Below are 21963 nucleotides of genomic sequence, written 5' to 3'. Positions count from 1 at the left end.
CTATAAAAAGCCTCCTATAAAGGAGGCTTTTTCATATATTTAACTATTCAAATAGTAGAGATTACTAGTAAAAAATATATAATTTTATAAAAACTAGATTGGTCAATTAGTTTGAAGTTCTAGTCTTCATCGTCAAACTGCCAATATGCGTCACCCCAATCACTTTCAAAATCAGGAAAAATATCACCTTGATTAAAGTATTGACGTGAATTCTCTTTGGCAAAAGTGTACCAATAGCCTGTATGTGGACATGGACTTCCTGCAAGTACAATATCAACTCTTTCTTCTTTTTGAACTTCGACTTCCACTCGTTTTAGTTCTGGCCAAGTGCTGTCTTCATCAAATCGAGCAATCCATTGTTTCGCACTTATTGCATCAAAACGTGGGTTTGGATCATCTGACCACGCATCTAATGTGGTCAGTTTTAAATTGTCACAACGGATTGGTTTAATCAGTTCATTTGCCATCACCAATAAATCTGGCACACCTTCTTCAACAGGGTAAAGTGACAGTTCGCCCAAACGTACCCATAGGCTGTATTGATTGGGATTTTCTGAATTCTCTATTTTAGAAATTTCTATACGTGGATCATTTAGCTTTTCGCGAATTTGTTCTTCACTTAAACCAAGCTTTTCTAGCCAATACGGTGAAAGTAAAAAGCACCATGTCGGCGTACGAATACCACCACCTAGGCCATCTCGATCTTCTGCAATAAACATATTTTCATGAGAAAACTCCATCCCTGGATGATCAATATCGAGTCCGTAAAAATAATCTGAAAATGTACGTTCAACAGTTTCGAACTCTGGTGAAATATAAGCAAACTGTCCAGTATTACCTATTTCATAACCGCTATAAGCTTGGATAGGGTTAAGCATTTCTAGACATTTTTGAACAAATTGGTACCAAATAGTTTTATTAGATCTATACCATTGATCACCAAAAGTTAATCTAATACTTGAATAACGTTCATTTGAGTCTCTAATTTTAGCATCTAGAGCCCAACGTGCACTTTGATTAGGGGATTCTGCAGATGTTGCACCAACATAGTAAATAAAATGTTTTTTATAAACCGTTGTCATTTCAGTTAACATTTCTTCCCGACTTCTTATCCATGAGCTTGCATTTTTCCAAACTTCTGTATCGCATCGAAATCTTAATCGGAATGATTTATTAATTATGATATTTTCAAATTCAGCATAAATATCAAATACTTTATTTAGAAAATTTTGAGCGTAGGATTTTTTTTGATCAAGATAAAATGTAATGTAAGGGCAAACTCCAAACTCTGTATTTTTCTCTCCATACAGAATGGAAGTATCAAATGGAATATCACGAATGAGTTCTTCTATTTCTTCATCATTTAAATAAACTTGTGCTGTACTCATTATATGAATTTTCTCTTTTACCTCTTGTATTCCCTTGCGTTTGGGCTTCACTTTGATCCTTTGGCGTAGCATCTCCAGGATAACGTAAAAGGGCAAATTATTGTTTTTATTTAAAAGAATGCCCCGAAGGGCATAAATCATTCTTCACCATCAAAATACCAATATACTTCACCCCAGTCTTGTTCTGAAAGCATTGGTAAAATGTCATCTCTATCAAAATATTGACGCTCATTTGGTTGGGCGGGAGTCGTCCAATAACCTGTTTGTGGACATTTATCTCCACCTTTGATTTTAATTTTTTCTATCGAATCTTGTGCCTGTACTTTTTCTGATTGTGCTTTAGCAAAATCAACTAAATCTTTCGGATAAAATTGATGCTCTCGATAAGTTGAATCGTCAATATCTAATAGCCATGTCACAGCTGCTGCTTCCCATGACCAATAACCAAAATAACTGATGCCTGATCTAATATCAGGTTGTGGATGTTGATCATGATAAGGCTCACGACGACTGGCTTCATACCAATCTTCTAAGTATTGCAACATCATTGCTGGACGCTTTTCTGCATCAGCATCAAAAACTTTAATGAGTTTACGATAAGGCAAATGACGACGTGCATCATTCGGTGGTATGCCTCGATCTGTTACAAATGGAGCAACCAATCGCTCGATTAAGCCATCTTTTTCTTGTCCTTCAGGCGTTGCTTCTGTGTAGTCGATAATCGTCATAATTCGACTCATTTGATCTGCATACCCTGTCAGTAAACCAAAGCATATCAGTCGTAAAGCAATATACCAATAATCTTCAGTTCCCAAGGAAATATGCCAGACATAACGTCCACCTGCATCAGGGCTTAAATTATAAAGATGACTCGTTTCAGCATATTCTTCTGTCCAATGAAGAAGATACGGGTAAAGTTCTTTTATAGAATTTAAATCACCACCTGCTGAATATTGTAAGGACATCAAATCTAAAGCATCTCTAATTCTTTGGTGACCAGATGCTATATATCCACTAAACTTAGAATCATTTTTATAATGACTAAATCCATCTACAACGGTATATAGTCCATTTATAAGTTCTTCAAAATTTTCATGATAATCTTGGGCATTTAAAAAATTATCTCTAAATCGTTTTTCATCATTAATCTCTAAAAATTGCCATTTTTCCCAATCTATTTCTTGATCATTGACTTGTAACGACATCATACTATCTCTGCAACATGTTATTGGGTAAAACAAATTCTAATTTTATTCCATGTGCAGTCACTGTTCGTGTGCATTTGGGTTTATTTAAACCTTTTACATTTTTCATGATGATCAAATTTATCGCCTGTAATTATGACTAGGCTTTATCATAAAAAAATAAGCCACCCTATAAGGATGGCTAAATCTTGCGATATTCTAAGTTTATTTTTCACCATCAAAATACCAATATACTTCACCCCAGTCTTGTTCTGAAAGCATTGGTAAAATGTCACCTCTATCAAAATATTGACGTTCATTTGGTTGGGCTGGAGTCGTCCAATAACCTGTTTTTGGACATTTATCCCCACCTTTGATTTTAATTTTTTCTACTGAATCTTGTGTTTGTACTTTTTCTGATTGTGCTTTAGCAAAATCGACTAAATCTTTTGGATAAAATTGATGCTCTCGATAAATGGTGTCATCAATATCTAATAGCCATGTCACTGCTGCTGCTTCCCATGACCAATAACCATAATAACTCCTACCAGATCTTAAGTCGGTTTCTGGGTGCTGTTCAAAGTATGGTTCACGCCGACTGGCTTCATACCAATCTTCTAAGTATTGCAACATCATAGCTGGACGTTTTTCAGGTGCAGTATCAAAAACTTTAATGAGCTTACGATAAGGTAAATGACGACGTGCTTCATTTGGTGGTATGCCTCGATCTGTTACAAATGGAGCAACCAATCGCTCGATTAAGCCATCTTTTTCTTGTCCTTCAGGCGTTGCTTCTTTGTAGTCGATAATCGGCATAATCCGATTCATTTGATCTGCATAGCCTGTCAGTAAACCAAAGCATATCAATCGTAAAGCAATATACCAATAATCTTCAGTTCCTAAAGAAATATGCCAGACATAACGGCCACCTGCATCAGGGCTTAAATTATAAAGATGACTCGTTTCAGCATATTCTTCTGTCCAATGAAGAAGATATGGATAAAGTTCTTTTATAGAATTTAAATCCCCGCCTGCTGAATATTGTAAAGATATCAAGTTCAGAACATCTTTTAATCTTTGATGACCAGATGCTATATATCCACCAAATTTAGAATCATTTTTATAATGGCTAAATCCATCAACAACTGTATATATACCATTAACAAACGTATCAAATCTCTTGTGATACATTTCTTGCTCAAGCAACTTATCTCTAAATAAACTTGTATCTTTTACTTCTAAACTCAACCATTTTTGCCAATCTATTTCTTGATCATTTACTTGTATTGACATACTTTCATCTCTCCAACATCTCGTTTGGTAAAACAAATTCTAATTTAATACCGTGTGCAGTTACTGTCCGTGTACACTTAGGTTTATTTAAGCCTTTACATTTTTCATGATGATCGAATTTATCACCAGTAATAGTGACCAAACTTCGATCATATGGGCATCGAATTGCGATGGTTTTACCTAGTTTTCTTTCTGTGGATGGTTTGAATTTAACTCGTCGCCAATCTTCTATTTTATCCAATAAATTGTCATGTTTTGATACTATTTTGGCTGAATCTATTTTACTAGCAATCCATAAATGCGACATCTGCACACCATCACTCACAGTCGTCCCCACTGAACGCTTAACCTTATCATCTTGGTCTGATGCCATATAAACATCGAGACCCATTTTCAATGCCATCATGGCTGCTTTAGGCGTCATGAGTGTTCGATGACTCAGAGCATTGGTCGCTTTACTGTCTGTAATACGATACTTATGCGCTAGTCGAGCACTATGCCATACATGATCAAGTCCGTTATGACCCGTATCGTGATATTCGTACAGCACGCCATTATTATTAATTTTAGAGCGACTTTTCATGCGTTTTACATAGTAATAATCCGTAATGTGCTCACCACCTGAACCAAGTTCTTGATTCGATCTTCGCTTACGTTTTAATTGTTGTCGTTTAGTTGACGTATTTTGACGCCCTGGACTTGCATTATTACCACCAGTATTTCTTGGAACATTGCCATTTTGCTGAGTTCGTGGGGCTGGATTATTATTTGGTCTACTGGTTGTTGTCGGTGTTCGAGTCGTAATAGGCGCTTTAGCAGTTGTATTTGGATACGGTGTTGCAAGTGCTTTTTTATGTGCAGCTTGCATTTCTTTCATAACCATATCAATTTTTTGATTGACAACTTTTTTCATTTGCTTAAGTTGGGTCACTAATGTTTTTAACTTAGCATTACCAAGAACTGCTCTTGTCATCCAACTATCAAAAACATCAATTAATCCATCAATTATTTTATTACTGGTCGTTTGTAACTCTTTAGTGTAAGTATTCCAATTTAAATTTCTAAACCATTTATCCACATCGCCACGTAATGTCTTGCTTGGTATTGCGTCCAAAATCGCCCCCATAGCTTTACCTGAACGCAATTGTTTAAAGACAATTTTTAATCCATCACCAGCAATTGGAACAAATGCAACAAGATTAAATACCAAATCAAACCAATTCTCTTTATTATCTGGCTTTTCAGATATTTTAACGACTGAGACAATCACATTCCCGACATCAACGCCTTGACCAACAAAGGGTATACAACCTATCACAACTGCAACAATAATTTGAGCAGGACTGGAGCCACTACCATCAAGTACACCTTTAATCCATTGAGCCGCCGATTCTTCCCCTTTAGCTGTTACTCTCACAGCTTGCGTTGAACCCTTCGCTACGGCAGTATTCATTGTTTATCTCCTAGGTCTAATCTAGAAGTAGAATCATCTGTAAGTAAAATTTCTTCTAAATCATCTGCTATTGCATCATCTACATCATTTTGTTGTGGTATTAATTGTTCTTCATAATCGCTTACATGATCATCGTATTCGATATTATTTGACGTGAGCATGTCTTCAATTTCATCAGGGAAATATTCATCTAATAATGCATCTAATTCTTGTTGGTTGTATTGCTCAATAAGTTGTTCAGCTTCAGTAACACTCATTACTTTTTGATCTTTGAAAGGATTATCAATTTTTTCTCTATCTGGTTTCGCCTCAACACTACTAAAGCCATAGTAGACTTTAGGTTGAGTTTTATCACTAGGAATAGTGACTTTGGCATAACCTTCGGCATCTAGTACACCTTCTTGGGAAGAACCATCAGCAAAAATCAGTTTAAATGGAGCTTGTGCAACAGGTTTTAAGTCATCATAAATGTATTTTAATTCCAACTCTTTTGGCATTAAATTTAGAGCTGGCAGTGCAGGTAATGTTGAAGATACCTTACCTCCACTTATAAACTTATGTAACCCAGCTTTCACCTCAAACTTCCCACCCGTGGTTGGGAAAACCCCAGATCCATTAATCTTTAATTGAGATCCATCAGCCGTCAAAATAATTTTTTTAGGGCTGGTGATATAGACAGTATCTTCCGTCGAAATGATCTGAATCCCTTTGCGAGCGATTAAATCAGCACCATCACCTTGAGCCTGTATTTCGATCTTACCTTTACCAGCAAACAGCCTTGCACCTTCTTGTGCTGCAAATAAACTGATTTTACTTTGAGCATGCGCAAGAAGACTCTTTTGCGTACTCAAGTTAATGCTATCACCAGCACTATGGCTGATTTGACCATCTGCGGATAGATGTACATCTTCATTAGTCGTAAGTGCAATCGAATTTGGTGATGCCAAAACCATAATCGCTTGTTTAAAAGCTTTTGCTTTGGTTTCACTGGTTTGCTCAATCTGATCAATGAATTGCTTCAGGTTATCTAGTACTTCTAGAGGATCAGTCTGTTGGTTCTTCGCTACTTCACTAAGCGCTTTTGAATTATTGAGGCTAGATTCAAGCTGTGATTTGGTTTCAGCTGCATCTAAATGGTTGCCCAATGCATCGTCTTGTTTATAGGTTGAAAGCAATAACCCTTCTTTAGCTCTTAATGCTCCCCATTGATCTGTTCGTAGTTCAAAACCTTCTCCACGACCATCACTTGTGTCTGTTTCTTTAGGATGACTAAGATTACCTAGATTGAGTTGTGATGAACCATGACTGCTTTGAAGTTGGGTTGAGATTTGTCCAGTAGTATCATCAAAGCGGAGTTGCCCAAAACCTTCGCCTTGGATTTCTTTGGAACGAATTCCTGAAAGTTTCTTGGTATAAGGCAGTTGTCCTTTTTGATCAAACTTAGTAGGGCTACGATGTGCTTCATGAATGCGACCTACAACATATGGTCGGTCAATATTGCCATCAAAAAAGTCAATTACGACGATCTCACCTATACGTGGTAAGAAGCGTGCGCCATAACCTTCACCAGCCCAAGGGGTGAGTACATCGACCCACGCTGAGTCGGTATCATTGTTATTAGAACCTGCACCACCATCATGGCTATGGTCTTCATTGCGTGTGAAGAGGAACCGAACTTTGATGCGTCCCCATTCATCGACATGGATTTCTTCGCCATCAATACCAACCACTTTGGCACGTTGAGGATGAGTCGTCGGTCTGTCTTCTAAGGGATGATAAGACGGCACGATCTCAATGTTGCGACGCTGTAAAATGAGTTGATTGGCTTGTCGTTCGTCTGTGTTATTCGTGGTGATGAGATTCAACTGCCAATTGCCTTGTTTAAGCAAAGCCGTGACCTGATCCGTCAAATCTTTTGGTAAGTTATTTAGGTTATAAAAAGTTTTTGAGGTGATTAAAAATTCTTTATCTGAACCAGAATGTTGATCAATTTCTGGATGTTCATTGAGTTCAAACCAATAACCAACATAGGCATCTCGTACCGTTGAGGTCACTTGAAATTGCTTGGCTTGAGAATCGTAATATTTCTTCAGATTTTCATTGAGCTTTTCAATCTGGCTATTGCTTGATTTTGTTGCGCCATCTTCACCTTTGAGGTCTTGTACCCATGCAGGACTGACATGAAAAGCTTGTTCTAAACCCAGACTCGCAACATCCTGATTATTTGAATGCTGATGTTTGGTGAGTACTGAACCTGCGCCTTCATGTTGCTCTAAAGCATCTGCTTGCCATCTTTGAACATGCACAGCTGTCGGCTGTAAGGAACGTAAGGCTGTAAAAGCTGTGATGCTGTCTTGTCGTTCTGTAGCACTGCTACGATGAAAACGAATACTTCGTCGGTCTAATTTTTGAAATGGCGCATTATTGTCAATGAGTCGAAGTTTCTGGGGTTGAATTTTTTCAGAGACACTGAACACCTTGTGCTGTGATTCATCAATCAGTGTGTTAACGCCTTCAGAGGCTAAAAGGCGTTGCATGAAATCAAAGTCAGTTTCATTACTTTGCATAATGAAAGGACGTACATCATAGGTTTTAGTTAGCCCACTTTTATCTAGAGTTAGGCTAGAAGCAAGTAATGGACTTTTAGATTGCCATTCTTTAAACAGGATATCTACGACATCAATCACCGTTTTGTTCATAAATACACGGCTGTTGCGGCGGTGCTTAAACAGTGTAGTTGGGTCTTCTAGCGTTAAACGATAGATGGTGAGTGAACCATCGCTTGCTCCAACGTCAGCTTTGGTGACAATGCCTGTGGTACGTGTTAGTTGTGATTGATCTGTGACGATATCAACGGCAACTTGCGACCCAATGAAATTTTTTAAAGGAATAGTGGCGTCTGTTGCAAGGCAAATCAGTTGTAAATGAACACCATCATTCAGCAGATGAGTTCCATCAATGCGCTGTAAATAGACTTTATTATTTAGCGCACCATTTGAAAATTGAACATGAATTGCACGTTTTTGTGCAGTTAGTCCAAGTTGCTCAAGGGCATCATAAATATTTATAGCCATATTATTCTTTGTAGTGATTATTTGATCTGTATTTAATTATATCAAAGACAGTTTTAAGTCACTATGTATAAATGTATATAGGCGACACTCTGTGACTTTCTTTGAATATTTCAACTGAATTGCTTGATGTTATTAAGCCACCGCTTCATTAAATGCCTCAACTACCCCAAAGATGATGTCAGCATCCCCATCACTAAACACACCATCAATCCCTTCATAGTGGATCTGATTAAAAGGGGGTTCATATAACTGCGCTGCTTCTAACACGCCATTTTGTGTTAAATGCTCAATCAACATTTCTACAAAGCGAATCTGTTTTTCGTTATACGTTGAACCTTGTAAATACTTTGAGAATGCTTCTTGTACCGCTTGACGATCTAAGCCCACCAAAGAGCGAATGAAAAGAGGTAGCGACTTTTCTGTTCCAAAACACTCTTCAAACTTATCTCGGCTTTCTACTTCTTGAGCTTCAAAAACGAAACGTTCAAGCTCACTTAAATCAGTCGGTGTCAGAGCCAAACCACGCTTTAACTTTGCGATAGTAATGTGGTTTTCATTGGCTTTAATAAAGCTTTCAACACGCTTACGATATTGAGCAAGATTCACGCCACTTGAAACGACTGGAATATCGACTGCTTCCATCTGTCCAATTTCGTCATCAAGCATGGAGTAAACAATGGTCGAGGTCGATTTTTCGATGAGTTTAACTAGACCACGAACTCTTTTACGCATCGCTTCAAGCATTGGTAATGTAATGCCTTTCCAATATTCTAAAGTTTGAATGTCTTGAATGAGAGCGATCTGTTCAGCAACCACAGGGATATTTTCTTTGCTTTCAAGCTTTGAAGCGATTTCAATCACTCGATTGGCATAGCTCTCTATTGCCTTATTATTCTTTTCCAATACAGCAAGTTCTAAGTTGTAGCACAACATATCGAAAAGCTTAGCTTCTAAAGTTTCAGGCTCAAGCTGATTCGGCAGTTTAGAGATATGTTCTCGTAATGTACCAATCGCAAGGTCATCTAAGTTGTTCCAAGCATCGTCATTCTTAAAGTGTTCTACATGCTCAAGCTCAGACTTCACAATGAAGTTCTCATTGTTCATCGACTTCACTTCAGTCTGTAGACTTTGACGCATATCTTGCTGTACAGCTTTCAATTCTTCGGTGGCATCGTCTTTCGCATTCAGCAAACTTAGGATATTTAAACGAGCTTTAAACAAACGCTGTCCGAGTGGCTCTACCGTGGATACAGGCGCACCTTCTGGGTTTTCATTGAAGTATTCAAAGTTTGAACAATAATCGAAGATAAAGAATTCTTTTTTATCATCTTCAGGGCTAAACAATTCTTTGCAGAGTCGTGTACCACGCCCGATCATCTGCATAAACTTCACTTTAGAGCGTACTGCTTTAAAGAACACAAGATTGACCACTTCAGGCACATCAATCCCTGTATCGAGCATATCGACTGAAATAGCGATTTGTGGCTCAGCTAAATCCTTTTTACTAAAGTCATCAATCAAGCTTTGTGGATACTTGGTGGCATGGGTAATCACACGAGCAAACTTACCATCATATTGCGGATAGTTGTCATTAAAGCGATCTGCAATAAACTGAGCATGTTTTTGATTCACCGCAAAGATAATGGTTTTACCAAGACGATCACCACCTTCGGTCTTAATGCCATGTTCCATCAAATGCTTGAGCATTAAATCAATGGTGCCTGTATTAAACAGCTCTTTATTGATCTTGGAGGCTGAGACTTCTTCAGGTGCATCTTCATCGCCCCAATTTAGACTATCCCAATGTTGTTTTTCTTCTTCTGAGAGTTCGTCATATTTCACACCTTCACGCATAAATTTAAGCGGAACTGAATAGGCTTTGGGTGGCACGAGATAACCATCGGCAATGGCTTGATCAAGATCATAGTAATCGGTTGGGACACCACTTTCTAAACCAAAGAGTGCGTATGTATCACGGTCAACTTCATCTCGTGGGGTTGCGGTTAAACCGACAAGCAAGCTATCGAAGTATTTAAAAATCTCGCCAAATTTTTGGTAAACGCTACGGTGTGCTTCATCAATAATAATCAGGTCAAACATACCTGTGCCAAATTGTCGTGTACCATCGGCATTTTTTTCATCAATCAAGCCCATCATGGTTTGATAGGTAGAGAAATAGACTCGACCGACTTGGTTTTTATCTTCAAGTAAATTGACGAATGAGGCATCTTTTAAATTGGCTTTAAAGGCGTTGTGTGCTTGATTGACCAATGCAGTACGGTCTGCAAGGAATAAGGCTTTTTGCACCACATTGGCTTTCATTAATACATCGACCAAAGCAATGGCAGTACGTGTTTTACCTGTACCTGTTGCCATAATCAGTAAGCCCGCACGTTCTTTACGTTGGTAAGCTGCAAGCATGGCTTTGATGGCACGGGTTTGGTAGTAACGCTCGACAATGTCCGCATTGATCGGGAAGCTACTTAAATCAGGGTTATTCTTACGTCTTTCAATTAAACGTTTCAGTTCTGCTTGGGTATAAAAACCATGGACTAAGCGAGGTGGGCCACCTTGCACATCATTCCAGATTCGGGTTTTGTAGCCATTGGTATAGAAAATGACAGGGCGTTGACCTGTTTGTTGCTCTAAGCAGTCTGCATAGAGCTTGGCTTGCTGCTGTCCAATATCAGGATCAACCGAGGTACGTTTGGCTTCAACCACAGCCAAAGGTAAGCCATTGGCATCATACAGCACATAGTCCACAGCACCTTTACCCGATGAGCTTGGCATGCCTGTAACAGCAACTTCTTCACGCACCGTTGTGCCAATTTCCCAACCTGCTTCTTCTAGCATGAGGTCAATTTTAAGTTTTCGAGTTTCGTCTTCTTTATAGTCGGTATGGTCTTCGATTTTGCTGTTGGCAATTTTGGCTTGTTCAACATCAGCACGTTTTTGAGCAAGTTCAGCATCTATGTTGGCTAATAGTTTTTCACGTTCTTCTAAGTTTGCAGATTGTTCAAACAAGCGTTGTTCGAGTTCACGTAGTGCTTTGTGTTGTTCTGCAAATTGTTTTTCTTTGGCTTCGGTTTCTTTCTGTAGTTGTTCTTGGTTGGCTGTGATTTGTTGGGTGTTGTCTGCATTTGGAATCAGCTCAGTTTTAAATAGATGCGGTTGAGAACGGTCTTTAGACGGTAAGCCATAATTACGCTCAAACCACACATACATTAAAAATAAGTGGCTGATGTGTTTTACGGTTTCTTCAGTAGTGAGTTGCTTGAACTTTTTCCCATGTACAGCACTGTTGCCGACCATGCGAATATTGTCCATTTTGTCCCAAATATAAGGCGGAATTAGATCTTTAAATTTAATGTCGTTGAGTAAGTTATGCAGTGACGCATCATAAGGCTGAGTGAGTTTTTTGTCGTATTGATACAGCCATAACACTAGGTTTTCAAGTGATGTACGAGCTGCTGCAAGGGCAAATTGTGGGGATATATACGTGAGCTTTTCGGCTTCTTTTGCCGTAGCTGCCAAGCTTCTAAATTCAGGTTCTAAAAACGAGAAGTTGCTCATGTATATATTCCCTCATATTTTTAATTAAATTTTATAAAGTGCCGTTAAATGCTTGGTTTTGTAATGATCTAAATAAGGTTTCTAATTTATCACTTGATTGTAGTAACTTTTCTTTCTCTTTAGTCGACACTTCAATTGATTTCTCAAAATTTTCTTGTAAATCAATCGGCGGTAAAAAAATCTTTAACCTTTTAATAGGTTCTTGAAATAAGTTAGCCTGACTAGAAGATTTTGAACTACGGATCATCTGTGATTGAAGATACGGTGTTCTTAATAAATATTCGATAAATTTTGAAGTGACTAACTTCTTATTTAATTTAACTAAAGCAGCACTTCGAACCATAACAAAGGGACGATCAGTGTCTACCGTACTAACTCGACCAATTGATCCAGAACAAGATATTAAAATATCGCCTTTTAATGGCTCACATCTTTTTCTTAGTCGTTGATATTCTTCTTCACCAACAAAATCGATTCTACCCATTAGAACATTTCGGGCAGATAAAAGCGGTATTCCTGATGTTTCTCTCTTTGGAGTATGATGAGTGCCATCAGTAACTTGTAAAGCAATATATTCTAAATCCTGAATAGGGAAACCTTTAGGATTACTGACAGGATCGCCAAACATATCAATAAAGGTGGCTTGTAAAAGTTGATCTAACTTTTCAATTGCTTGCTGACGTTTTTGGCGTAGCTCATCCGCTTGATCTAAAATAGCAGCAATTCGGCGTTGTTCTGCAAGTGGTGGGAGTGGGATTTCATAATTCCAAAACTCACCCATAACCATACGAGGCATTTTTGCACCCGCAACAACATTAGTCGCAAAAGTTAGAAAAACTTCCGATCTTAAAAAATAAGCTAAATATTCAGGATTTACTTTTAGTAAATCACAATTAATCGGCACTAATTCCGTTGTAGCAAAACCATCTTCATCAGCAATTACAACTTTATTTAGATATGGTCGTAATTTAGAATAAAGTACCGTTCCCTTAGTAAAGTAATGAGTTGAGTTGCCAATCTCTGAGAGATTCACATATTCCTTTAATATGATTTTCCCTGTATTTTGTTCAATTTGGTCTAAGTTTAACAGCCAAACTTTATCATCTTGCCCTTGATATTTATTTTTAATATCCAACTTTAGTGAAGAAATCTTAGCCTTTGCAAAACTCACTTAAGCATCTCCTTAAGCGTAGCCATCCCTTTTAAAATATCCTGCTCAAGCGCTTCTAAATCCGCCAAAATTTGACTTGGTGCTTCATATTCCACTTGCTCATACACCACTTCCTTATAACGGTTAATCGACAGGTCATAACCATTGGCAGCAATATCGGCTTTATCCACCATAAAGCTTTGCTCAGTCGCTTTACGAGAGCTTTCCGCTTCTAGGTTTTTAAAACGAGCAATAATGTCAGGGATGTTGTTATTTTCATGCTTAGATGCATCAAGTTCATTACGCTTATCATCCAGCGAATAACCATCTGCCTGCATATCATAGAACCAAACTTTATCTGTACCGCCAGACATAGTTTTGGTGAAAATCATAATTGCAGTCGAAACCCCTGCATAGGGTTTAAACACACCCGATGGCATCGAGATAATGGCTTCAAGCTTTTGCTCTTCTACGATCTTTTGACGCAAATCTTTATGGGCTTTCGATGAACCAAATAACACACCATCAGGCACAATCACCGCAGCACGACCACCTGTTTTTAACAACCGTAAGAACAAGGCTAAAAACAGCAATTCAGTCTTTTTCGTTTTTACAATCGCTTGTAGATTTTTGGCACAGCTTTCATTGTCCAAACTGCCTGCAAATGGCGGATTGGCAAGAATCAGGCTGTATTTTTCAGCAATATGTGAATGCGCTTCACTTAAAGAATCACGGTTTTCAATACTTGGGTTTTCTACACCATGCAGCATCATGTTCATTGAACCGATACGAAGCATGGTGCTGTCAAAGTCATAACCAAAGAAAGTGTCGGAGCTAAAACGTTTTGCTGCTTCAGGGTTGGCAAAAATCTCAGTGCTGTAGTGATCGTTCAGGTATTCACTTGCCGCTACAAGGAAGCCTGCTGTGCCACATGCAGGGTCACAAATGGTATCCGTTGGTTTTGGCTGCATCAGCTCCACAATCATCTTGATGATATGACGAGGGGTTCGGAACTGTCCGTTTTGACCTGCTGATGCAATTTTACCGAGCATATATTCGTAAATATCGCCCTTGGTGTCTTTATCATCCATTGGCACATCTGCAACCAAATCCACCACTTTGGTTAAAAGCGCAGGCGTATGAATGGTAAAACGAGCATCCTTCATGTGATGACTATAGGTGGTTTCGTCTTCAGCACCTAAGTTTTTAATGAAAGGAAAAACTTCATTGGCAACCGTGTTATACAGCGTTGCAGAATCACCCAAGGTAATAAACTTTGACCAACGAAGATGATCTTGCTCTTCACTGAAAATCGGTTGCTCAACTTCTTTTTTTAAACGGTTGGCTTTCCTTTCTTTGGTAATCTGAATTTCATCAAGTCGGCGAATAAACAGCAAATAAGTCATTTGCTCCATGACTTCAAGAGGATTGGAAATACCACCACTCCAAAATGCATTCCAAATTTGGTCAATTTTGCTTTTAATTTCGCCTGTAATCACGTAAATGACGCTCCAATTTCTTTGAGCATATTGTGTTGGATTTGAAGAGGAAAAGCTATAACACTTAAAGCATAACGACATGATGTGTCGTTGTACCATCTATGTTGTATGGTTGTTTTTTAACCTCTATGTTTAGATTTAAGAATAAATCATTGTAGTGGAGGTTAAAGATGGATTGGGCAAATTTAGTAATTTCAATTTTAGGTCTAAGTATTGTTAGTTTTATTAGCAAATGGTTATTTTCCAAAAACTTTAGAGAAAATTTAAGAAAAAATGACTTTAAACAGATTCGTGTAGAAACAGACGAATATAATGAATACATAAGTAGTACTCCATCAAAAGAGTACTGGCAATTGCAGAACGCAACCAATCAATATTTAGGGACTGGAAAATTTCATTACAGCATCATCATTAGAAACTTCAAGAAAACATGGGATTTTAGAGAAAAAGTCCGAGACCTAAATTTTGCATGGTCTTTTATTGAACAAAAAAAAGAGAACGAAAATGCTGAACTGTTCTATAGATTTAAAAAATCAACGATTAAATTTATTGAACAAACAAATATTTGGATCTGTGTAATAGCTGCACTTTCATATTGTGGTGCGATTATTTTTGAATTGGTTTGGTTAGAAACAGCAATTAGAAATAGTAACTTTAGCAAAGAGTCCTATGATCAATGGAGATTAATAATCCTGACATTTTTTTTGATTTGTCTTCCAATCTGCGCATATTGGGGAAGTAAAGCCAGTGTAGCTTTATCATTAAAGGATACTTTTGATATTCAAGAAAAAGCTTAAGTAATTCTAAGGTTGTTAAGTGGTGAAATTAGATTTACACCACTTAACTATGCATCTAAAGTACTTAACCGATGACACTCCAATGTAAAACTTTTGACGAGGATTGATTGCCATCAAATGTCAGAGAGCAAATAGCTTTAGAACGAGAATCCATACCATAGCGACTAACTTTATCGCTAATCTCAAAATTATAAGTTACAGCGATTGAAGATAACGAGTAGGCGCGAGCATCGGTCAATTTTTCTTTTGCTATACTTTCAATTTGTGCTTTGGTTTTCCCTTGTGCATTTTGACATTGAGCATTAGTCAACATACCAGCTTTTTCTGGTGTGCTTGTTTGTACACCTGTATCTGTAGTATTGCTGCTAGGTGTTGCAAGTACTTCATTAATGCTTTGAATACCTTTATTGATATTTGTACCCAACGCTTGCATATTCTGAGGCATGGATTCACATGCTACACATAAAGCTGAAATAGGTAAAAATATTGAAATTTTATAAATATTCATAGTGTTAGGCCTGATGAGTTTTAGAGTTATTAGAACTCATTTCTAAGTAAGGGTAATTTTTCAATGGAATATTTGCTTTGAATACAAATGTCATAGGTTTTACTTTTCATACACGTAGCCCAGTTGTCCTGGATGGGTTTGAACAATTCTTTTACTAACGTTTTCTTCTGCAATTCATTTCTGAAATAGGTATGTCCAGCTTCTTCTTTGAGCTTTAAATACTCATTCTGTTCAGTTTTTTCTGATCGACCAAATTCTAGAGTCTCATTTTCTACATAGCATGTATCAATTGCTTCGCCATCACATATCCTTTGGCTAGATATTTTAAAAATTTGCTTTTTATATATTACGTTCGCTGAAGAAATATTTTCATTTAAAAGGGCAAATTGAAGTTCACATTTTTCAGGTTTATTGGCCGTATTATTAATAATTGAATAACATCTCGCATTTTTATCAACTTCTTCGAATGGAGAGGCTTGTGAGATGGAGGTAACAAAAATTGTAGTAAATATGCCAAATATAATTTTATTCATATAATGTTTTAGAAACATGATTATTCTCGATTAAATATTTAAAAAATAATGTCTTACAAACCATCAAAACTTTTAATTAACTCCTCATACACGTTCAATTTAGATTCGATCTCACAACATATTTGCTCACGTTGATGTAGAGACCACTGAATTTGAAATCCAATTTCTGGAATTTCTTTCATGCATTCTTTCAAACAGTTAGCTTCAATTTCGTTCAAAGCATATTCTTTTTTTAGATCTTGAATTTTTTGGAATAAGAACTCATATGAAGATTTATATTTTTCAGGCAATAAATACTTTTTCAACTGATATTGATGATAATCAGATGTGTATTGAGGCAGTATAGATGAACTATTCATTTCAAAATGCTTCGCCAAAGTATCTTCAAAATATCTCTTCAAAAAACTAAAATTTTCTTCCGTATCTAGACCTTTAGGATGACTTTTAATAAAAGCGTGCCATATATTTTCTATAGATGCGTTTTCAAAAAAGTTATCTTCAAGGAAACAGATGAATATCCGTTTTAAAATTTGACCCTTTGTCATAGCTTTAATAATAAATATCCTATTTTGGGATATTTTAAATCATAGTACAACATCTGTGGTCATGAGCTCAATACATGACCCTAGATATATAGGTTTAATCAAATCACTAATATTGATACGTGAGGAACGCAAGGTTACTCAGGTACAGTTAGCTACACGTTTAAAAAAGCCACAATCATATATCGCAAAAGTAGAAAATTTAGACAGGAGAATTGATGTTATTGAGTTATATGATTGGCTCAATGAACTTGAAATTGAGTTACATGACTTTATCAAAATTGTAAAAAAATAATTATTTTACTTGAAAATTCAACATTTTTAATAGATCAAAAAATATACTGGTTTATTTTTAAACAAAAAAAGCATTAATTCATTATATAAATCAAATTCTTATACTTAAACTCCAAAATTAACTCAAAAAATCTATGTAACCTATTTTATTTTTTTTAATCAAATCGAATAAAAGACACATTTTTCTATAAGAAAGTGTTCATTATTCATGCTATTTCGTTATTTATTCATACTATTTCGTTATTTATTCATACTATTTCGTTATTTGTTTACTACTCAAAAGTGATTTTTTATGTATAAATACAATAAAAACAAATATTTAAAAAAATGTAACAGTTGACTTTTTGAAAATTACTTTATATTTTTCCACAAAATGTCACGAAATTAATCAAGAAGATGAAATCAATTGAACAAGTAAAAAAAGAATTTTCTGAAATCGGAAAATCATATGCAGAATGGGCAAGAGAAAATAATTTTTCCCCTGATCTTGTGTATCGCATACTTAAAAATAATCGTATACCCAAGCGAGGTGAAAGCCATCATATCGCTGTCAAATTAGGCATCAAAGAGCAAAAAGATATGGATTAAATCATTTTAATTTTTTATTTAATTGCAGAAAACACAAAGACCCATACATTGCTGTATGAGCCTTTATGAATTTGTCTTTAACTTGCAGGTCCAAGACAAAATCATTCTAAAAGACATTGATTCTTTTATCAATGTTTAGGGTGCTTTTTGCTTTTTTCTAACATTAGAGAGAAAGCATTGAATACAGTAAAAGTAATTGCAAAAGTTGTAGTAGATAATTCTGGAATCAATATTGAGCTACCAGTTTTAATTGATGAGCACAATCAAATTGTAAAGCCGTTATTTGACTTTATGTTGAAACTAAAAAAATCTGGAAAAAGTTTTTCAACTATCAATAGATATATAAATGCTACTCGGTTATTACTAGATTACATGGCAGCTAATAAAAATATTTTTGATAATCCACATGTCCTATTTGAAAATTTTACCAGTCGACTTTACACGGGGACAATTGGAGATGATGGTTTAGACCCTTCTGAATTATATTGGTTACCATTGAGTCCTGCTGTTGTACGCTCTCATATTTTAGCATTAACACACTTTACCGATTGGTTAGCCGAAGTATATGGGGTAGAGAGATATAATCCTTTAATAAATGCAGATAATTTAGCTCAGCGCTTAAACTATGCAGCTTGGTATCGTAAAAATCATTATAATTTTCTAGGACATATCAAAGACAAGCATATAAATTCAACTTTATATCAAGTGAAAAGTGTAATAGGAAAAAAATCATTTAAAACGTATTTTCAAGATGCTATAGGGTTCCCAGATTCACATTTTAAAAATTTTTATTTTAATGGTATTGGTGCCGCTAAGGATTTTAGAGTGGTGCTTAGAGATAGATTAATTCTAATTTTAATGCATGGTGGAGGACTCAGAGAATCTGAAGCATTACATCTTTGGATTGAAGACGTATTAATTGACCCTAAAAACTTTAAGAGTGTTTACGTGCATATTTATCACCCTGAATTTGGGAAAGCACCAAACAACTGGAAAGGTCTCAACGGTCAAACGACTCGTGCCGCATATCTCAGAGAAAAATTTTTACTGAGCCCAAGAAATGTACTAGTTTCTAAGAAAAGAGTCGGATGGAAAAATCGCTTGGTCGATTCTAAAGATGGATATTTATTTGTGCAGTGGTTTCCTCCAATTTTCGGGGAGATTTTTGCAAGATTATGGCAAGACTATGTGCGATGTCTCATCGGCATTGAACGCAATCATCCATACGCCTTTGTAAACTTTAATACTAAAAATATAGGTCAAGCATATACATTAAATTCATTTAATTATAACTATTCGAAAGGCTTAAAGCGAATTGGGTTAGTACCCTCTAAAGATAGTGGATTATCACCACATTCTCATCGTCATGCTTATGGGCGTAGATTAAGAAAATATGGTGTTGATCAACTTGTAATCAAAAAATGTTTACATCACTCCTCTTTAGAGTCTCAGTTGATATATACAACACCTACGGCACAAGAAGTTAATAAATCCCTTAAAAATGCATTTGATAGTTTAAATCAAAACGTTGATTGTAAGCGTCCGCTGAACCCCACTTTTCTTATTTGCTCAATATCCCGATAGTGTCCATTATTTATTAAATGGACATTATGTTTATGGCCTTAGACACTTTTATAGACACTGAACAAACGACAGAAAGAACCCGCAGAATCTTCGCAGCTGAGTTTAAACAGTACCTGGTCGAGCTTTGCCAGCAGCCAGATACGTCAGTAGCTAAGGTTGCAATGCAACATCAGATCAATGCCAATCTGCTGCATAAATGGATTCGCCAGTCCAGATCAATGCCCCCTGCATTAAAAAGCCCATCCAGTCCACAGACCGACTTTCTTCCCATCATTCTTCACCCGACTCCAGTCAGACAAGAAGCACCTCCGCCACCTGTGCCAGAGAAGAATGCTGTCGCTCATATCAGGATTCCATTGCATAAGGAACAAGGTTCCGCACGGGATCAGATGATCGAGATCGACTGGCCGGTGGAATCGGCAAAGGAATTACTGCCTTTAATTCAGGGCTTGATCAAATGATCCGTATCGATGAAATCTGGCTTGCTACCCAGCCGATGGATATGCGTGCAGGTATGGATACTGCCATGGCTCAGGTGCTGAGAGCATTTGGCTATATCAAACCACACTGCGCCTACCTGTTCTGTAATAAACGTGGCCATCGCATGAAAGTACTGGTGCATGATGGACTGGGCATCTGGCTGTGTGCCCGGCGGTTGGAACAGGGCAAATTTCACTGGGCTCAGGTTCACCAGGGTGAAACCGTGGCGATCAGCCCGGAACAGTTACAGGCGTTAATTCAGGGTCTGCCCTGGCAGAGAATCGGCTTACAGCAGGTGGTGAATATGCTCTAAACCAAGCTCATCCATTCTGCTATTCTCCAAACGTTTTATTTACACATATTCATGATCTCAGCCATACTGCGGTCATGAATACGCTGCCTGATTTAAGCCAACTGACCCATGAACAACTGCTGGAATTTACCCGGCAGTTGGCGCTGCAGCATCAACAACTCGCAGAAGATAAACAACAATTAGATGCCAAAGTTCAACATCTTGAAGTCACGAATCAACATCTTTCCATTCTTAATCAAAAATACGAGCATGAGCTTGCGCTATTTAAACAGCATAAATTCGGCAGTAAAAACGAACATCTAAGCGCAAAACAAATCCATCTATGGGACGAAGCGGTCGAAGAAGATATTGCTGCGGTTGATCTGGAACTGGAACGGCTGAATGCAGATAAAACCAATGCAGCTGCGCAGAAAGCCCCAGTCAACAAACCTAAACGTCGACCACTGCCAGATCACCTGCCAACCCTCCGTATTGAGCATGAACCTGCATCAACCCAATGTGCTTGTGGCTGCACCTTGCGTCGTATTGGCGAAGATATCAGTGAAAAACTGAATTTCAGACCGGCACAGTTCTATAAGGAACAGCATGTGCGTGGCAAATGGGTGTGTGATCAATGTGACACACTGACCCAACAAGCAATGCCGGCCTATGTGATTGAGAAAGGAATCGCTGCACCTGAACTGCTTAGCCATGTACTGGTGTCTAAATATGCCGATCATTTACCACTGTACCGTCAACGTCAAATCTTTCTACGCGCAGGTGTTGATCTGTCCAGATCAACCTTATCTGACTGGATAGGTCGCTGTGGTGTAGAGTTAGAAGGCCTAACCGATGCATTAAGGAAGGTGATCCTACAGCAAGCGGTGATTCATGCAGATGAAACACCTGTCACCATCATGCGGATGGATGATAAAGATAAAAAACCGAAGAAAGGTTATGTCTGGGCTTATGCAACAACTCAATATAATCCAATTCAAGCCGTGATTTATGACTTTCAGGATAGCCGTTCAGGTCAGCATGCTGAAGAGTTCCTGAAAGGCTGGCAGGGTCATCTGGTCTGTGATGATTACAGTGGCTACAAAGCACGCTTTAGATCAGGTCAGGTCATTGAGGTGGGCTGCATGGCGCATGCACGTCGTAAATTCCATGAGTTGCATGTGACTGGAAAAAGTCAGATTGCAGAACAGGCTTTGTTCTTGATTCAGAAGCTCTATGCGATAGAGGCTGAAATAAGAAAAAATACCGACGGTACAGCAGAACAACGCTATAAGTACCGGCAACAGTATAGTCAAGCTGTTATGCAGCAACTGTATGAATGGCTGACACAACATCAACTTGCAGTACCCTTAAGCTCTGCAACTGCTAAAGCCATCAATTACAGCCTAAAACGTTGGGAAGCCTTAAGCCGTTATCTGGATGATGGCAATCTACCTATTTGCAATAATTGGGCAGAGAATCAAATGCGGCCTTGGGCTTTGGGGCGTAAGAACTGGTTATTTGCAGGTTCGCTGCGCAGTGGTCAGCGAGCGGCAAATATCATGACTTTAATCCAGTCAGCAAAACTGAATGGGCTGGATCCGTATGCCTATTTAAGTGATGTGCTGAAAAGGTTGCCGACACATAAAGTGACTCAAATAGAAGAATTACTGCCACACCGCTGGAAACCTGAACCCCGTTAAAACATAGCAATGGGGTTCAGCGGATGTTTAC

General features: G+C 37.6%; 18 protein-coding genes and 1 pseudogene. 7 read left to right on the top strand and 12 right to left on the bottom strand.

The genetic code is table 11. From position 1 onward, the window contains the following. Positions 1-119 precede the first annotated feature (119 nt). The 9 genes and pseudogenes from AC5YCE_RS13300 to AC5YCE_RS13260 form a co-directional block, all read right to left on the bottom strand. Positions 120-1388: a type VI immunity family protein gene (locus AC5YCE_RS13300; protein ID WP_496172361.1), complete on the bottom strand. Its 1269-nt coding sequence runs from the start codon at positions 1386-1388 to the stop codon at positions 120-122. A gap of 137 nt (positions 1389-1525) precedes the next feature. After that, entirely contained in the window at positions 1526-2593 is a 1068-nt protein-coding gene (locus AC5YCE_RS13295; protein WP_496172360.1) for a PoNe immunity protein domain-containing protein, read from the bottom strand. Positions 2594-2597: 4 nt separating this feature from the next. Beyond that, a pseudogene (locus AC5YCE_RS13290) lies at positions 2598-2739 on the bottom strand (hypothetical protein); the annotation flags it as partial. Between the two features lie 58 nt (positions 2740-2797). Further along, the gene (locus AC5YCE_RS13285; RefSeq protein ID WP_496150359.1) at positions 2798-3865 is read right to left on the bottom strand and encodes a PoNe immunity protein domain-containing protein; all 1068 of its coding nucleotides are present in this window, start codon (positions 3863-3865) and stop codon (positions 2798-2800) included. 4 nt (positions 3866-3869) lie between these two features. Further along, a complete protein-coding gene (locus AC5YCE_RS13280) occupies positions 3870-5318 on the bottom strand; it encodes a hypothetical protein (RefSeq protein WP_496150358.1) in 1449 nt (482 codons plus the stop codon). Further along, the gene (locus tag AC5YCE_RS13275; RefSeq protein ID WP_496172357.1) at positions 5315-8392 is read right to left on the bottom strand and encodes a type VI secretion system Vgr family protein; all 3078 of its coding nucleotides are present in this window, start codon (positions 8390-8392) and stop codon (positions 5315-5317) included. The genes AC5YCE_RS13280 and AC5YCE_RS13275 overlap by 4 nt, the downstream gene beginning before the upstream one ends. 132 nt (positions 8393-8524) lie before the next feature. Further along, the gene (locus tag AC5YCE_RS13270; protein ID WP_496172356.1) at positions 8525-11965 is read right to left on the bottom strand and encodes a DEAD/DEAH box helicase family protein; all 3441 of its coding nucleotides are present in this window, start codon (positions 11963-11965) and stop codon (positions 8525-8527) included. A 31-nt stretch (positions 11966-11996) separates the two neighbouring features. After that, positions 11997-13136, bottom strand: a complete 1140-nt coding sequence (locus tag AC5YCE_RS13265) for a restriction endonuclease subunit S (protein WP_496172355.1) — start codon at positions 13134-13136, stop codon at positions 11997-11999. Beyond that, positions 13133-14614, bottom strand: a complete 1482-nt coding sequence (locus AC5YCE_RS13260) for a type I restriction-modification system subunit M (RefSeq protein ID WP_496172354.1) — start codon at positions 14612-14614, stop codon at positions 13133-13135. Before AC5YCE_RS13260 ends, AC5YCE_RS13265 begins: the two co-directional genes overlap by 4 nt. 170 nt (positions 14615-14784) lie before the next feature. Between AC5YCE_RS13260 and AC5YCE_RS13255 the strand changes: the two genes are divergently transcribed. After that, positions 14785-15411 (top strand): hypothetical protein, encoded by a 627-nt coding sequence (locus AC5YCE_RS13255; RefSeq protein WP_496172353.1) that lies wholly within the window; start codon positions 14785-14787, stop codon positions 15409-15411. Between the two features lie 64 nt (positions 15412-15475). On the opposite strand, the gene AC5YCE_RS13250 is transcribed toward AC5YCE_RS13255, so the two are convergent. From AC5YCE_RS13250 to AC5YCE_RS13240, 3 genes are read right to left on the bottom strand one after another with little or no spacing between them, the layout of a single operon-like run. Further along, positions 15476-15919, bottom strand: coding sequence for a hypothetical protein (locus AC5YCE_RS13250; RefSeq protein WP_496172352.1), 444 nt, complete (start codon positions 15917-15919; stop codon positions 15476-15478). Positions 15920-15948: 29 nt separating this feature from the next. After that, positions 15949-16470, bottom strand: a complete 522-nt coding sequence (locus AC5YCE_RS13245) for a hypothetical protein (protein ID WP_496172351.1) — start codon at positions 16468-16470, stop codon at positions 15949-15951. A 35-nt stretch (positions 16471-16505) separates the two neighbouring features. Next, positions 16506-16997 (bottom strand): hypothetical protein, encoded by a 492-nt coding sequence (locus AC5YCE_RS13240; RefSeq protein WP_496172350.1) that lies wholly within the window; start codon positions 16995-16997, stop codon positions 16506-16508. Positions 16998-17058: 61 nt separating this feature from the next. Between AC5YCE_RS13240 and AC5YCE_RS13235 the strand changes: the two genes are divergently transcribed. The 6 genes from AC5YCE_RS13235 (at position 17059) to tnpC (ending at position 21932) form a co-directional block, all read left to right on the top strand. Then, positions 17059-17289: a helix-turn-helix domain-containing protein gene (locus AC5YCE_RS13235; RefSeq protein ID WP_496172349.1), complete on the top strand. Its 231-nt coding sequence runs from the start codon at positions 17059-17061 to the stop codon at positions 17287-17289. A 395-nt stretch (positions 17290-17684) separates the two neighbouring features. Next, a complete protein-coding gene (locus tag AC5YCE_RS13230) occupies positions 17685-17876 on the top strand; it encodes a DNA-binding protein (protein WP_496172348.1) in 192 nt (63 codons plus the stop codon). 177 nt (positions 17877-18053) lie between these two features. Next, positions 18054-19460, top strand: a complete 1407-nt coding sequence (gene gmtY, locus AC5YCE_RS13225; RefSeq protein WP_496172347.1) for a gamma-mobile-trio recombinase GmtY — start codon at positions 18054-18056, stop codon at positions 19458-19460. Between the two features lie 32 nt (positions 19461-19492). Continuing rightward, a complete protein-coding gene (locus tag AC5YCE_RS13220) occupies positions 19493-19921 on the top strand; it encodes a transposase (RefSeq protein ID WP_496125720.1) in 429 nt (142 codons plus the stop codon). After that, entirely contained in the window at positions 19918-20253 is a 336-nt protein-coding gene (gene tnpB / locus AC5YCE_RS13215) for an IS66 family insertion sequence element accessory protein TnpB (protein WP_496125721.1), read from the top strand. Before AC5YCE_RS13220 ends, tnpB begins: the two co-directional genes overlap by 4 nt. A 74-nt stretch (positions 20254-20327) precedes the next feature. Further along, positions 20328-21932, top strand: coding sequence for an IS66 family transposase (gene tnpC / locus AC5YCE_RS13210; RefSeq protein ID WP_496171426.1), 1605 nt, complete (start codon positions 20328-20330; stop codon positions 21930-21932). The last annotated feature ends 31 nt before the right edge of the window (positions 21933-21963 follow it).

The organism is Acinetobacter sp. CY79 (assembly GCF_059515845.1).
The sequence above is the reverse complement of the archived record's forward strand: the minus strand, read 5'-3'. Positions and strand labels throughout refer to the sequence as shown.

Excerpts from the sequence above, each read along its gene's own strand:
- AC5YCE_RS13255 (WP_496172353.1), top strand. The coding sequence starts at position 14,785 with ATGGATTGGGCAAATTTAGTAATTTCAATTTTAGGTCTAAGTATTGTT.
- AC5YCE_RS13270 (WP_496172356.1), bottom strand. The coding sequence starts at position 11,965 with ATGAGCAACTTCTCGTTTTTAGAACCTGAATTTAGAAGCTTGGCAGCT.
- AC5YCE_RS13240 (WP_496172350.1), bottom strand. The coding sequence starts at position 16,997 with ATGACAAAGGGTCAAATTTTAAAACGGATATTCATCTGTTTCCTTGAA.
- AC5YCE_RS13250 (WP_496172352.1), bottom strand. The coding sequence starts at position 15,919 with ATGAATATTTATAAAATTTCAATATTTTTACCTATTTCAGCTTTATGT.
- AC5YCE_RS13220 (WP_496125720.1), top strand. The coding sequence starts at position 19,493 with ATGGCCTTAGACACTTTTATAGACACTGAACAAACGACAGAAAGAACC.
- AC5YCE_RS13235 (WP_496172349.1), top strand. The coding sequence starts at position 17,059 with ATGAGCTCAATACATGACCCTAGATATATAGGTTTAATCAAATCACTA.
- AC5YCE_RS13285 (WP_496150359.1), bottom strand. The coding sequence starts at position 3,865 with ATGTCAATACAAGTAAATGATCAAGAAATAGATTGGCAAAAATGGTTG.
- AC5YCE_RS13280 (WP_496150358.1), bottom strand. The coding sequence starts at position 5,318 with ATGAATACTGCCGTAGCGAAGGGTTCAACGCAAGCTGTGAGAGTAACA.
- AC5YCE_RS13295 (WP_496172360.1), bottom strand. The coding sequence starts at position 2,593 with ATGTCGTTACAAGTCAATGATCAAGAAATAGATTGGGAAAAATGGCAA.
- AC5YCE_RS13230 (WP_496172348.1), top strand. The coding sequence starts at position 17,685 with ATGAAATCAATTGAACAAGTAAAAAAAGAATTTTCTGAAATCGGAAAA.
- AC5YCE_RS13300 (WP_496172361.1), bottom strand. The coding sequence starts at position 1,388 with ATGAGTACAGCACAAGTTTATTTAAATGATGAAGAAATAGAAGAACTC.
- AC5YCE_RS13245 (WP_496172351.1), bottom strand. The coding sequence starts at position 16,470 with ATGTTTCTAAAACATTATATGAATAAAATTATATTTGGCATATTTACT.
- AC5YCE_RS13275 (WP_496172357.1), bottom strand. The coding sequence starts at position 8,392 with ATGGCTATAAATATTTATGATGCCCTTGAGCAACTTGGACTAACTGCA.
- tnpC (WP_496171426.1), top strand. The coding sequence starts at position 20,328 with ATGAATACGCTGCCTGATTTAAGCCAACTGACCCATGAACAACTGCTG.
- tnpB (WP_496125721.1), top strand. The coding sequence starts at position 19,918 with ATGATCCGTATCGATGAAATCTGGCTTGCTACCCAGCCGATGGATATG.